Consider the following 14,071-nt stretch of genomic DNA (forward strand, 5'->3'; position numbering starts at 1 on the left):
CTACAATTTCACCTCGTGTTAATCCCCATTTAACAGTCCAAGGTTATAATGAACCCGTAATCTAACACTTGATTTCAAAGGATGGCTGCTTATGGGAATTCATGCGTACTTTCGGTCATTGAACGAGCTGGAGAGAATCATTCGGTGTCCAGGCAAATTCAAATTCGAGGAGCACAGCGTCTCCGCCCATTCCTGGAAGGTTGTGCAATACGCCAAGACGCTGGCGGACATCGAAGAGACGCACGGTGTGGCTGTAGATTGGAAGAAGCTCTATGAGATTACGAGCAGCCATGACTACGGCGAGATATTTATCGGAGACATCAAGACGCCGGTCAAGCATTCGTCCATTGAGCTGAGACAGCTCATTCAGCAGGTGGAGGAAGGGATGATCGAGCATTTTATCGAGGAGCATATCCCTGAGGAATTCAAGGGTATCTTCCGCAGGCAACTGCGGGAAGGGAAGGACGGCTCTGTCGAAGGACTGATTCTGGAGGTTGCCGACAAGATGGACCAGGTGTACGAGGCTTTCGCCGAGCTGCAACGCGGCAATATGGAGAAGGAGTTTGTCACGATGTACCGTCAGGCTCTGATCAAAATCAAGCAGATCAAGCTGCACTGTGTCGATTATTTCCTTACTTCCATCCTGCCGGATATGGTCAACGAGGGATCGATGTCGAAAGTGAATATTAAACAGATTACTGAAGAAGCACTGGCATACTGACAGCAGAGCTCCGGGTACAACAGCTCGCCCGCTACTCGTAGTCTGCGCCTTAAGGGACGATTGCTGTACTTGCTCCATGGCTCCCTTGTATCTCCGCCTGTTATTCCCCTTCATAACCACATTCTCATGATTACACCAACCACGATACGCGCGCTGCCTATCACTTTCCCTTCAAGACCCCGCCCACGTCTATAAGCGAGGTCTTCTATTCGCATGTGCATCCAGGCCCGGCGGGGCGTCAAGCCCGTTGCGCAGACGAAGCTTCGTTTCCACAATGACCCACTACATTATCCTTTGAAATATCCGCCAATGCATTGAGCTTGGGTAGCCCTAACGTTTATAATAGAACAAGTAAATTGGCGATGGCATACACAGCTAAGGTTCAACTGAATCCAATCCAGGCCATTAATTATCCTATAGAAAAGGTGTCATAGATGAGCATATTGAATGTAGAGCGTTTGAGCCACGGCTTCGGTGACCGGGCGATTTTTAATGACGTATCCTTCCGCCTGCTGAAGGGCGAGCATATCGGCCTGATCGGTGCGAACGGCGAGGGCAAGTCAACCTTCATGAATATTATTACCGGGAAGCTGCAGCCCGATGACGGCAAGGTGGAGTGGTCGAAGCGGGTGCGCGTCGGTTATCTCGATCAGCACGCTGTGCTGACCAAGGGAATGACGATCCGCGATGTGCTCAAGAGCGCGTTCCAGTACCTGTTCGATATGGAGCAGGAGATGAACGACATGTACGGGCGCATGGGCGATGTAACGCCTGAGGAGCTGGAGCAGCTGCTGGAGGAGGTCGGGACGATTCAGGACACACTGACGAACCAGGACTTCTACCTGATCGACTCCAAGGTGGAGGAGACGGCGCGTGGTCTTGGCCTGACGGACATCGGCCTGGACAAGGACGTAACCGACTTGAGCGGTGGACAGCGGACGAAGGTACTGCTAGCCAAGCTGCTGCTGGAAAAGCCAGATATTCTGCTGCTTGACGAGCCCACCAACTATCTCGATGAGCAGCATATCGAATGGCTGAGGCGTTACCTTCAGGAGTATGAGAATGCCTTCATCCTCATCTCCCATGACATTCCGTTCCTCAATAGCGTCATCAACCTGATCTACCACATGGAAAATCAGGAGCTGAATCGCTATGCTGGCGACTACGACCATTTCCAGCAGGTCTATGAGATGAAGAAGCAGCAGCTCGAGTCGGCCTACAAGCGCCAGCAGCAAGAGATTGCTGATCTGAAGGACTTCGTCGCCCGCAACAAGGCCAGCGTGGCTACGCGCAATATGGCGATGTCGCGGCAGAAGAAGCTCGACAAGATGGAAGTGATCGAGCTGGCGCGCGAGAAGCCAAAGCCGCAGTTCAATTTCAAGGTGGGACGTACCTCCGGCAAGCTGATCTTCGAGACCACGCAACTAGTCATCGGCTATGATAGCCCGTTGTCTCGTCCGCTGGATCTGCGCATGGAGCGCGGGCAGAAGATTGCGCTGGTCGGCTCCAACGGAATCGGTAAGACGACGCTGCTGCGCAGTATTCTCGGGGAGATTCCAGCGTTGTCCGGCTCGGTGCAGCGGGGGGAGAATTTGCAGATCGGTTACTTCGAGCAGGAGTCGAAATCCGACAATTATAATACGTGCATCGAGGAAATCTGGAGCGAATTCCCCTCCTTCACCCAGTTCGAGGTGCGCGCCGCGCTCGCTCGCTGCGGCTTGACGACCAAGCATATCGAGAGCAAGATTACAGTGCTGAGCGGCGGCGAGAAGGCTAAGGTCCGGCTGTGCAAGCTGATCAACAACGAGACGAACCTGCTCGTGCTGGACGAGCCAACCAACCATCTCGATGTCGATGCCAAGGACGAGCTGAAGCGTGCGCTCAAGGAATACAAGGGCAGCATCCTGCTCATCTCGCACGAACCGGAATTTTACCGCGATGTCGTGACCGAGACCTGGAACTGTGAATCGTGGACGACCAAGGTATTTTAAGCTGGAGATGTCTCGAAGCAGGCACATATAGCTAAGTACGGAGCTTCATGCGACCGTTTTAAGGTCAAATGGCGTAGCTTAGCCCAACGTAAAGAAGTACATCGCCGTGTGAACGATGTACTTCTTTATGTAGTTCTTCATTTTTCAGCTAGTAACGTCTCTATAGGAGAGTGTTATTTTCTCATAATAACTTTTAATACATTGACTACAATTAAAGGAATTAAATAATAAACAGCATAGATTAATTCTACATATACAGGAGAACTATATTCTGGATGTTGACTATGAATATACATTCTTACTCCAACGTGAATTATCATTGCGCAAACAAGTAAGACATTGATCAGTAGAAACCACTTTTCTTTACTCATCTCGTCCTCTCCATTTACTGTGAGCTGTTAGGATTCAGGTTGATTGGAACGACAAATTCTGTGAAGCCTTCTGTGGTATTAACAGTAGTACCGAAAGCCTTTAGACTGTATGCCTTTGTAACAGATACAAAAGAACCATTACTCATATATCCAATAGGTGTAGTGTTACCTACTGAACGGTTTGTTTGATAACCAGACTTCGATTTAATTGAGGAAATAAGCGAAGTTGGGGTATCAATAATAGTACCAGCACTTAATTTTGTTGATGATACGGAATTCCAAATTTTTGTAGAGAAAGAAGAGCAATTGTTTGTCGCAGACCATTTATCATTGGTAGAAATCAAATTATTTATAGTATTGATATCACTTTGTGTTACATTTAGCGACAGAGAAACTCTATTGTCATAGGCATTATAATTGTTAATTAGATACGACTCCAAGTTATACCAAATACCTTTGTGATTTGATTGGTTGCCCCATGTTCCAAAAGTAATTTCATGAGTAGAGCCTACACTTAAGCCGCCAACAGTGATAGAAGAAGAACTTGTGTTTTTAAAGGCTATAAACGAATGGCCTGAAGTACTCCATGAAGAATTGCTACCATCGTTCGAGGAAAAAATAGTTAATGTCCCAACTGTTGATGAGGCATTTAAAGTTGATTGCGAGGCAAATACCGACGTGCCCATTCCTAATACAATCAATAACGATAATGATAGCGACAAGAGATTTTTACATAAATTTTTTGCCATATTTACCTCCAAGATATAAATTAACCAATTTTAGGTTTATTGTAAATTTATCATAGATTAATTGTAAAGTAAAGTATGACACCAAAATAACCCATGACACCACCTCTACAAGGAGAACTCGTCATGAGCTGTAAGCATTTTACCAAATAGAATGAATAGAGCAGAGCTACGAACCCTTTAAAGCGCCATACGAGTTCTAGAAGCTAAAGCACTGCTATCTTCTATCGCTCCCTGAAGCAAGTCTCGCCCATAGACCACTGCAACTGTAGCACTTTTGCACGCTACGATGCTCCTGCCTCTCCCTTCCTGCTGCATACGGCGATGTAACTCAGATCGCGTCCTGGCCCGTTGAAGAACCGGAACATCTGCCGGAACTGCTGACGGTTCTCCGACCGCAGTCCATTGCGTATAATCCGCAGCGTACCCAGCAGCCCCTCGTCCCGCATCATCCCCCTAATGCTCATCAACGACATCGGCCCTGCGTGATGCGTTACCTGTGCAAACCCGGCATGGTGGAACAGTGACTCCCAGCGCTGCACCTGCAGCGGTTCAACCTGCACATGAATGGTACGGCGCAGCTCCTCGAGCTGCTCGGCCAGGTCTGCCTTGACATAGGTAATATCATGCGTAAGCAAGATCCCTCCCGGCTTCAATACACGGCAGTATTCGGCAACCGCCTTCTCCTTCGCATTCTGGTTCAGCATCGTCAGCATCGCTTCATTAATTACCAGATCGAAGCTCTCATCAGCAAATGGCAGCTTGAGCGCATTGGCCTGCTGAACCGTAATATAATCCGCCAGCCCGGCCGCTTCGATCCGCTGGCGCGCCTTATCCAGCGCCCGCGCGTCCATATCTACCCCGGTAATTCGGCATCGATACTGACTCGCCAGTTGGATCGCCGTCGTGCACATGTTGCACGCCACCTCCAGCACCTGGGTATCCTGTCCAAGCTGTACCTGACGAATCAGCCAATCTGTAGCCGCGGTGCCGCCAGGACGCAGCCGTTTCTTGCCCAGCTTCGCTAGAAAGTTATGGCCTACTTCCTTTTTCATGCCGCTTCCCCCTCTCAGCGCTCACGCTCAGGCTTCACAACCATGAGCAGCATCTGGAACGCCTCTTCCGCATACAGCGCATGCGTGACCCGAGCCGGCATGATGATGCTCTCTCCTGCACGGACGATATAGTCCTGCTCTCCGATGGTTATCCGTGCCTGGCCGGACAGCAGCTGCACCATAGCATCACCCGGCGAAGCGTGTCCGCCAATCGTCTGCCCCTGATCCAGCGAGAATAGGGTCACATTCAGACTCGGGCGCTGCACCATCGCCAGACTGCAGATTTGCTGCTCCGCTACGGGCACGATCGTTCTCAGATCAAGCACCTCTGCATGCGGCAGTCGTTTGATATACATTTCCTGTTCCATATTTAAGCCCTCCTCGATTCAAGTTATGATGTGTATATACTTGCTGCTGTCCAGCGCCTCCAGCTCATGCCAGCTCTGCTTCGCAATGACCAGGGTCATGCCGGGAGACAACAGATGATCTTCCCCTTCGACTCTCACCCGCAGGCGCCCCTCCAGAATGGCAATCCACTTATGACCTGGCAAAATCTCGGCACTGATCGTCTCTCCCTGGTCTAACGCATACACGACACATTCTTCCGGCTCGCTCTCCAGTTGCAATAGCGCTCGCGCGTCACTGGGCTCCAGAGATCGACTGCGGATCTGGTGCTTCGCCACCTGAATGCGCTCGGCTAGCCGCAATACGTCCTCCGTAATTCTCATGCCTCCCCCTCCATAACCCGCCCTGGCATGCTCCTGGCTGGATGGGCGGTATGACCAGCAGCCCGCATTTCTCCTGTGCACGCCTTGCACGGTTCTGATATACTATACATAATATTGAGAATATTTCTCACTTAACTACAGTGTAACAGAGATAGCGGCTTAGCTCTGTTGCCATGGCAACAGGAGGCGAGAAAAGTGAATGACTATGGCAAGTACGGCGACTATGACGAGTTAATCGGCAACACCGCGCTATTCAGAGGCTTCACTGAGGACGAGGTGAAGGCTGCGCTCGATTGTCTGCAGGGCACCGTCCTCTCCTTCGCACGCAAGGAACGGATCTTCAGAAGAGACGATCTGCTCGATTCTGTCGGCCTGGTGCTGCGCGGCCATGTGCTGCTGTGCGGGGAGAACCTCTCCGGCATGCGGTATATATTCTCGGAGCTGGAGGCTGGCGATATGATCGGCGAGACGGCACTGCGCCTGCCGCAAGAGCCTAGCGGCTACGAGGCCGTTGCCGGGTCGGACTGCGAGCTGCTATTTATTCAGATGATGAATATCGTCCGCCCTGGGCAGCAGACCTGCCAGCTACGTGCGCGTATGATCGAGAACATGCTGGCGCTGCTGCTGGTCAATAATCGCTCGATCTACCGCAAGCTTGATCTGGTCTCCCATAAGTCGCTGCGGGATCGCGTCCTGCACTACTTGAGCCTGCAAGCCAAAAAGAACAACGCCACATGCTTCACCATCCCGTTCTCCCGCAGCGATCTGGCCGACTACTTAACGGTTGACCGCAGTGCCTTATCCCGTGAGCTGCAACGGATGGCGCATGACGGACTCATCCGCATCGAGGGTAATCGCTTCGAGCTGCTTGATGCGAGCTACCCGTTGACCTTGAGCGATATTTAATAGGAGGTACACGTGCGACCATTCAAAATAGTTGGGCTGCTCCTTTTCGTATTGGTACTACTCAGTTGTTCCACAAAGAATGAATACGATTATTCCCAGGATGAGCTGCCAATCGCCAAGACAGGGCAGGGCTTCACACTCGGACTGTATAGTACAGAACAAGATATTGAAGCCGCGCGCACCTTTCACATTCATCAAGGAACGTTCGACAGGCGAATCGTGCTAGGAAACAAAACCCCCCAGCCCGAAAGATTTGTACTCCTTGCCTTTAATCATGACCAGCAAATAGACCTTCACATTGACGGACGCTCCTATACCCATTATTTCTTTGAAGCTCCTGCTCAACAGTACACGAGTATACCCGTCTCGTTGAAAATGGATCATCCGGGTTTTCACTCCGTCAACCTCATTCTCTTTCGCAGTCCTGATCTGATGATCGAAGATGGAGATATTAGAGAGCTGAACCGCCTGTCCCGCGTCATGAATATTCGAATCAATCTGTTGTATAATGCAGAATCCATCGATGTAGCGCCTCCTCCACTATTCAACCCGGATATTATACAGCCTGGACGCATAGACGGCGTCTTTGTAGGGCGCAGAGGAGATACTGAATACAATATATGGTCTAATGCAGCCTATCTCACCGAACAATCTCATCTTCCATACGATATTATTTATGGAAATCAAGGCAGTTACGAGCTAGACGGTTATATCGTCGCTCTGTATAACTGGGTTCAGGTTCCCATCAGTGAGAGCAGACCCCTCCATCTACGACACCATACCGCCCAAACAAGATCGGAGAATATCCGGTACGCTTCCCACCACAGAAAAAGGCGTGTTCCTAGCCATCATGCTGCCGCAGCCGTTCAAGAACCTGCCAGATGAGCAGCCTTATACAGACTCCCCAAAAGCAAGCCTGAGATTATATGTGCAGTAAGTTGTTCATCCATCATCCAGTGTCTTGCCGTTCCTGCAACAGTCGCACGCAAGGCAACCTTGAGACGCAGACCGTATATTATCGTTCAATTTCTTGTGGTAATCACCCGCAAGCTGTCGCTGTAAATACGAACAACAAGGATCTTCAAGTTTAACCAGGCCAGACCAAACCGGAAGCTGTCACTTTCCGTTTTGGTCTGGTTTTTTTATATGTGCCCAGAATTTTTATGTTATATTCATGTAATATAATTCGCAAAAACGACTCTTAAATTGTAATTTTTATATATTTAATGATATTTTATATTACATAAATCTATAAATATTACGCTAATTCACTTCGAATTCCGAAATTAATGTAATGTATATTGACATGAAAGTGAAGTGGTGATACGATGTGAATAATCAGTTAAACAGTTAGTTAATAAAAATTAACTAAACATTTAAACAAGTGTGGTGATGGGAATTGGCGTACATCAAGGTGAATCAAGTGAGCAAGTTTTTCAAGCGTCGAGGCCAAGTGACAGAAGCGCTGCGGGATATTAATCTGGAGCTGGAGCAAGGCACCTTCGTTAGCCTGATCGGTCCCAGCGGCTGCGGCAAGTCCACGCTGCTGCGCATCGTTGGCGGCTTGGCCAGTGTGGAGCAGGGTGAGGTGACCGTGGGTGGACTAAGCCCTCTCGACGCACAGAGCGAAAAGCAATTCGGGTTCGTCCCGCAATCACCAGCGCTCTTCCCATGGCGCACGGTTCTGGAGAATATGAATCTTCCCTTCGAGGTCAATACCCGAGGACATAGCCTCCAGGTACAGGAGCGTGAAGACCCGGTACAACTGTTGCAGTCTGTGGGGCTTGGAGACTTCGTCCATGCCTATGCCAAGGAGCTGTCGGGGGGGATGCAGCAGCGAGTAGGCATTGCGCGCGCCTTCGGCTCAGGAGCTCCGATCCTGCTGATGGACGAGCCCTTCTCGGCACTTGATGAGATTACGAGAGAGATGATCAGCTACCAGTTGCTCAACATCTGGGAATCCCATCAAAAGACTGTACTGTTCGTCACACATAGTCTGAGGGAAGCCGTGCTGCTCTCAGACAAGGTTGTTGTCATGTCTGCCCGGCCCGGTCAGATTACAAAGATTATCGACATAAACCTGCCCCGACCGCGCGATGCCTCTATAGAAGACACAGACGCATTTCACCACTATGTTGCTGAGATTAGAGGATACTTGCGAGATAAATGGCAATAAGCGCGGATCACGTCTCCATCAGTACTCATCTGGTCGCTGCGCGCATCATGGAGAGCGAGGCTGTTCATGCTACTATATCAAGTCAGGGAAAGGAAGGATTACTATGAGAAGCGCCGTTAGAGAAGCCGCACTGATCGTTTCCCCCAAGCTGGACAGAAAGGGGGGCTCCATGCTGAGCAAAGCCAAAGCCTGGTTCACTACCTCCGCCTATGTGCCGCCTGTGACGGCTTTTGTTGTTCTGTTCCTACTGTGGGAACTGGCTGTACGACTGTTCCATATTCAACCCGTTACACTGCCTGCCCCCTCGTCGGTTCTGTATGAGTTTGTCTCCTCCCTTACATTTTATCTGCCACATGCCTGGGTGACGCTGTATGAGGCGCTGGCTGGATTTTTCCTCGGCATGACGGTGGCAATTATCGGAGGCATCTACATGGCGCACTCCCCGTTGCTGGAGCGCACTCTGCTCCCGATCGCTGTGCTTGCCAACGTTACTCCGATTATGGCGATTGCCCCGCTTTTCATCCTGTGGTTCGGATTTGACGCCTTGCCGAAAATTTTAATCGCCGCTATCATCACCTTCTTCCCCATGCTCGTCAACTCCATTACCGGCTTCCGCTCTATTGATGATAACCATCTTGAATACATGAAATCACTGCACGCCAGCAAGCGCGAAATCTTCTTCAAGCTGCGTGTGCCCAATAGCCTGCCCTATCTGTTCTCTGCTGCCCGCACCTGTGTCAGCCTGAGTGTGATGGGCGCTGTAGTCGGAGAATGGAGCGGCTCCACCCAAGGGCTGGGCAATGTCATTATGATGTCCAGCAACTACATGCAGACCGAGCGCATGTTCTCGGCGATCTTCATCCTGGCGATGATGGGCATCCTGCTGACCAATATCGTCCGTCTGCTAGAGCGCAAGGTATTATACTGGCATGTATCCAGCAGCGACCGCACCTGAAGCTTCGCTGGTTATATAGCATAGCTTGTCAATCACATTGATCATCATGGAGGTAATGGGAGATGGAGAGAAAAAACAAACGGTATACCCTGCTGCTCATTATGATGCTGTGCAGTGCCATGGCACTGTCCGCATGCGGCTCTAGCTCTAGCTCCGGCGCGGGCTCCAGCAACACATCAGCTACTACGGCGGGCGGGTCAGAGTCCGGTGCCCAGGCGGGCGGGAACACTGCGACTCCTGATGAGTCCTCGATCGATTGGGCAGCCCGCAAAAAACTCAACGCAGCAGCGGGACAGATCACCTACATTACTGGCTATTACTACGCTGCCTCCCCGCCAGATATTCAGGTCATCATGGCCAAGGAGCTGGGCTACTTCGAGGAAATGGGGCTGGATGTGCATATTATGCCCGGACTCGATTCGGAAGGGATGAAGTTCCTGGCCGCCGGACAAGCCCAGATCGCCAGCTCAGGCACGCCAAGCCTCGTCATTCAATCGGTGGCCAATGGCGCAGCGATCAAGGGCGTCGCTACCTTCGCTGCGACTGGCGTCAGCGCGCTGATGGTCATGAGCGATTCCGGCATGAAGGAGCCGAAGGATTTGGTCGGGAAGACGATAGGCTATCACGGCGCACTCCCGGCCAACATACAGGCGATGCTCAAGAATTCCAATATCGATCCCACTTCGGTTAAGGGCGTATCGGTCGGCTATGATCCGACAGTGCTCAGCTCGGGCAAGGTGGATGCACTGACGGTATACAAGTCCAACGAGCCGTATATGATGAAGAAAATGGGACTTGATGTATCGCTGATCGACCCCGGCCAATTCGGCGCAGAGACATCCTTCGGTGTGCTGGCAGTCAACAACGCCTTCGCTGAGGCGAATCCGACAGCGGTGGAGGACTTCCTACGCGCGGTATCCAAGGCGCATAGCTACGCGGCAAGCCATATCGATGCCTCGCTGAAGGTGCTGGCTTCGCTATCCGACTCCCTCTATGATCTGCCGACCGAGACGAACCGCTGGACGGTCGAGAGCGGATTGGTCGAGCAGGCCAAGCTGCCCGGTCACGGCATCGCCTGGCAATCGGATGAGCAATGGACGCGAGAGATCGAGATGCTCTCCGACGCAGGCGTCATCAAGGAGAAGCTTCCCGTGGACAAGGTGATGAACAACGCGTTTATTAATTCCATCTACAATGGCGAAGCTCTGATCTGGCCAGAGCGGTAGCCCCCTTCTCTCAGGCACATGCCTGGAGCTCGAATACGGTTCAGCAGTTCCAATAACAGAGAACAGTTGACCACGTACAGATTGCAGTTGCAGTTTACTTTACGATTCCGCGTCCCTCTATCATATAACCACTAAGGAGCGATTATTCATGAGCACCGATTACAATAACGTAGACTTTGGCGTCTTTCTCCCCATCACGAACGGCGGCTGGATCATCTCCGAGACCGCACCGACACTGGACGGCAGCTATGCCATCAACCGCAAGGCCGCGATGATTGCCGAGGAGCTGGGATTGGACTTCATCATGTCGATGGCGAAATGGAAGGGCTACGGCGGTACAACCAACCATTGGGGCATCTCCCTGGAATCGATGACGATGATGGCCGGACTGGCCGAGGCTACCTCTCGGGTGAAAATATATGCCACCGTGCACACCCTGCTGTATCACCCCGCTGTCGCTGCCAAGATGTTCGCCACCCTCGATCAGATCAGCGGCGGACGGGTCGGCATGAATGTCGTTTCCGGCTCCTACGCAGGCGAGTTCAGACAGATGGGCATGTGGCCGGAGCATCTCGACCACGACCAACGCTATGATCTGGCGAGAGAATGGATGCAGCTCGTGAAGCGGCTGTGGAGCGAAGAGACGGTGAGCCACCAGGGCGAATACTTCACACTGGAGGACTGCGAGTCGCTGCCGAAGCCGCTGCAATCGCCACGGCCGGAGATTATCTGTGCCGGGCAATCCGAGAAGGGCATGGGCTTCACGATCGATGAGGGAGATGCCTGCTTCATCGGCGGGCGTGACCTGGAGGATCTGGCAGCCGTCAGCAAGCGAGCCAAGGACATGGCAGCCGAGCGTAACAAGACGATCAAGACCTATGCCATGTTCACGATCGTACCGGGCGCAACGGATGAGGAAGCCGAGCAACGGATCAAGACGTATCAGGAGGGCGCAGACATCGGTGCGATCAAGGGGATGCTGAGAAGCTACGGCCTGGAGCCTGATGGACGCGAGAACTCGATGGTGCATCGGGCCAAGAGCGCATTTATGACAGAGACGATCGCGGGCAGTGTGGATACGATCACGAGCCGGATCAAGGAGATTATCGAGGTTACGAAGATCGATGGCATGATGCTCACCTTCCCGGATTATGTCGAGGATCTGACCATCTTCGGGCGAGATGTGCTGACACAGCTCCGCGGCAACGCTGTGCTGAAGTAGGAGGGATGCAGATGATGCAGGAGCTGACCACCCGCACCGCATTGCTGGTTGTCGATGTACAGCAGGACTTCTGCGGAGCAGATGGCAAAATGGCGCAATACGGCGCCGACCTGTCCGCCATCGATCCCGCTGTCGACCAGATTGAACGGCTGCTGCAGGGTGCGCATGACCGGCACATCCCGGTCATCTTCATCCAGCTCGTGACCGATCCGGCTACCGATTCCCCAGGTATGAAGGCGTGGTACACGCGCCAGGGATATGATCCTGAAGAGGCTGTTGCCGTATGCAGACGGGGAACACCCGGCGCAGATTATTACCGGATAGCCCCCGCCGCACACGATTATAGCGTCAGCAAGCAGCGATACAGCGCCTTTGTCGGAACGAACCTGGAGCTGCTGCTGCTGGGACTCGGCATCCGAAGACTGGTAGTGACTGGCGTGACCACCGAATGCTGCGTCGACTCTACGATCCGCGATGGCGCGATGAAGGATTATGAAGTCTACGTCGTCGAGGACGCATGTGCCGCCTACGAGCAGGAGGTGCATGCGATGTCCATACGCATATTGGAGATGAACTTTGCAACCGTTCTGACAACAGCTCAACTGCTCTCCTATTGGAAGGAGCGTGACCGCCCATGAGCTTGTGGGAGAAGCAGCCGCTGTCTGAGGAGGATCGGGAGGTCATGCAGCGTATCCGCCAGCATATTGACCCGAATGAGCTGGTGCAACTGCTGCTGGAGCTGGGCAATATCCGCAGCCTCCCTGGCTTCGAGCAGGAAGCTGGCGAGTATGTCTACAACTGGCTGCAACAGGAGGGCTTCGCCCCGCGCAAGGCCGGCATGTTCGCCAGCCGCTTCAATGTCATCGGCACACTGGGTGGAGAGGCGCCCGGCGAGGGAAGCAATCTGCTCCTGACCAGCCACCTGGATACGGAGGCGCCACAGTATAACTACCGCGATGAATGGCGCTACAAGCCGGGCACGGTCGAGCGGTCGGAATGGCTGGAGGCGCGCTACGAGCATGGCGTCTTCTCCGGCCGACCCGTTGAGAATGACCGCGGCCCGATGACCTGCACGCTGATGGCCGCCAAGGCGCTCAAGCAGGCGGGCCTGACACTCAAGGGCAATCTGTACATTACAGCTTGTCCGGGTGAGATCGGGCCAGAGCAGGTGGAGGAGTTCCAGGGGCAGGAGTATCTCGGCAAGGAGGTTGGCGCGCAGTATCTACTGACACATGGCGGTGTAGCACCCGACTATGCCATCGCGGCAGAGGGCACCGACTTCGGCATCACCTGGATGTCCTGCGGACATGTGCTGTTCCGAATTGATCTGTATGGCGAGGAGCTGTTCACCCCGATTCTGGAGCATCCGCTCGAGCTGGCTGCGCATCCGAATCCGCTCGTGCAGTCCGCGGTGCTCATTCCCCTACTCCAGCAGTGGGCAATCCGTTACGAGCGGGAGCATACGTATGAGGGGAGCGGCGGACTGTCCATCCCCAAGGTGCAGTTGTCAGCGATTCGTGGCGGCGACCCGCATATTATGGGCGCGGGCAGCGAGGTGTGCTCGATCTACATTGAGGTCAATCTGACCGCCAGGCAGTCGATTGCCCCGATTCAGCGTCAGTTGGAGCTGCTGCTGCATGACGCAGGTCTGCAAGGACGTGTGCTGCCGCTTATTTTCCGCCAGGGCTATGAGGCGGATGAGCAGGCGGTGACACCGCTGGCTCAGGCGATCGATACAGGGCGCCAGGCGGCGGAGCGCGGCCCGCTGACGCTGGCGCATGAAGCTTATGCGAGCATGTGGCGGGATCATAATATATTCAACATGTATCGCATCCCGGCTGCCACCTTCGGGCCTTCCCGCTTTCAGCCCACATTAGAGGATATGGTGGATGCGGCGGCGATCTATGCCTTTACGGCCTGGAAGCTATGCAACCGCACGACTGTGCAATGAAAAAACGAGACCAGGAGGCGTCT

14 protein-coding genes are annotated in these 14,071 nt (G+C 52.9%); 10 read left to right on the forward strand and 4 right to left on the reverse strand.

The genetic code is table 11. The features are described 5' to 3' along the window. The first annotated feature begins 91 nt into the window (after positions 1–91). Both ACY1JZ_RS20055 and ACY1JZ_RS20060 read left to right on the forward strand, forming a co-directional pair. Positions 92–721 carry a YfbR-like 5'-deoxynucleotidase gene (locus ACY1JZ_RS20055; RefSeq protein ID WP_462630688.1) on the forward strand — a complete coding sequence of 210 codons (630 nt, stop codon included), beginning with the start codon at positions 92–94 and terminating at the stop codon, positions 719–721. Between the two features lie 434 nt (positions 722–1,155). After that, the gene (locus ACY1JZ_RS20060; protein ID WP_462630689.1) at positions 1,156–2,712 is read left to right on the forward strand and encodes an ABC-F family ATP-binding cassette domain-containing protein; all 1,557 of its coding nucleotides are present in this window, start codon (positions 1,156–1,158) and stop codon (positions 2,710–2,712) included. A 385-nt stretch (positions 2,713–3,097) separates the two neighbouring features. Here ACY1JZ_RS20060 and ACY1JZ_RS20065 read toward each other — a convergent pair whose 3' ends face one another. The 4 genes from ACY1JZ_RS20065 to ACY1JZ_RS20080 all read right to left on the reverse strand — a co-directional run bounded on the left by ACY1JZ_RS20065 (position 3,098) and on the right by ACY1JZ_RS20080 (position 5,612). Continuing rightward, positions 3,098–3,832, reverse strand: coding sequence for a hypothetical protein (locus ACY1JZ_RS20065; RefSeq protein ID WP_462630690.1), 735 nt, complete (start codon positions 3,830–3,832; stop codon positions 3,098–3,100). A 281-nt stretch (positions 3,833–4,113) separates the two neighbouring features. Beyond that, complete coding sequence (locus ACY1JZ_RS20070; RefSeq protein ID WP_462630691.1) at positions 4,114–4,884, reverse strand: class I SAM-dependent methyltransferase; 771 nt, start codon at positions 4,882–4,884, stop codon at positions 4,114–4,116. Between the two features lie 14 nt (positions 4,885–4,898). Beyond that, complete coding sequence (locus ACY1JZ_RS20075; protein WP_462630692.1) at positions 4,899–5,252, reverse strand: cupin domain-containing protein; 354 nt, start codon at positions 5,250–5,252, stop codon at positions 4,899–4,901. A gap of 18 nt (positions 5,253–5,270) precedes the next feature. Continuing rightward, positions 5,271–5,612, reverse strand: coding sequence for a cupin domain-containing protein (locus ACY1JZ_RS20080; RefSeq protein WP_462630693.1), 342 nt, complete (start codon positions 5,610–5,612; stop codon positions 5,271–5,273). Positions 5,613–5,807: 195 nt separating this feature from the next. Between ACY1JZ_RS20080 and ACY1JZ_RS20085 the strand changes: the two genes are divergently transcribed. The 8 genes from ACY1JZ_RS20085 (at position 5,808) to ACY1JZ_RS20120 (ending at position 14,048) form a co-directional block, all read left to right on the forward strand. Continuing rightward, a complete protein-coding gene (locus tag ACY1JZ_RS20085) occupies positions 5,808–6,518 on the forward strand; it encodes a Crp/Fnr family transcriptional regulator (protein WP_462630694.1) in 711 nt (236 codons plus the stop codon). 12 nt (positions 6,519–6,530) lie between these two features. Further along, positions 6,531–7,403 carry a hypothetical protein gene (locus tag ACY1JZ_RS20090; RefSeq protein WP_462630695.1) on the forward strand — a complete coding sequence of 291 codons (873 nt, stop codon included), beginning with the start codon at positions 6,531–6,533 and terminating at the stop codon, positions 7,401–7,403. A gap of 514 nt (positions 7,404–7,917) precedes the next feature. Further along, positions 7,918–8,694, forward strand: a complete 777-nt coding sequence (locus ACY1JZ_RS20095) for an ABC transporter ATP-binding protein (protein ID WP_462630696.1) — start codon at positions 7,918–7,920, stop codon at positions 8,692–8,694. Positions 8,695–8,797: 103 nt separating this feature from the next. Beyond that, complete coding sequence (locus tag ACY1JZ_RS20100; protein WP_270167213.1) at positions 8,798–9,649, forward strand: ABC transporter permease; 852 nt, start codon at positions 8,798–8,800, stop codon at positions 9,647–9,649. Between the two features lie 62 nt (positions 9,650–9,711). Next, positions 9,712–10,875, forward strand: coding sequence for an ABC transporter substrate-binding protein (locus ACY1JZ_RS20105; RefSeq protein WP_462630697.1), 1,164 nt, complete (start codon positions 9,712–9,714; stop codon positions 10,873–10,875). A gap of 148 nt (positions 10,876–11,023) precedes the next feature. Further along, positions 11,024–12,097, forward strand: coding sequence for an LLM class flavin-dependent oxidoreductase (locus tag ACY1JZ_RS20110; protein WP_270167211.1), 1,074 nt, complete (start codon positions 11,024–11,026; stop codon positions 12,095–12,097). A gap of 11 nt (positions 12,098–12,108) precedes the next feature. Continuing rightward, complete coding sequence (locus ACY1JZ_RS20115) at positions 12,109–12,735, forward strand: cysteine hydrolase family protein (RefSeq protein WP_462630698.1); 627 nt, start codon at positions 12,109–12,111, stop codon at positions 12,733–12,735. Further along, complete coding sequence (locus ACY1JZ_RS20120) at positions 12,732–14,048, forward strand: zinc-binding metallopeptidase family protein (protein ID WP_462630699.1); 1,317 nt, start codon at positions 12,732–12,734, stop codon at positions 14,046–14,048. Before ACY1JZ_RS20115 ends, ACY1JZ_RS20120 begins: the two co-directional genes overlap by 4 nt. Positions 14,049–14,071: the final 23 nt, after the last annotated feature.

It is taken from the genome of Paenibacillus sp. J5, assembly GCF_054955055.1.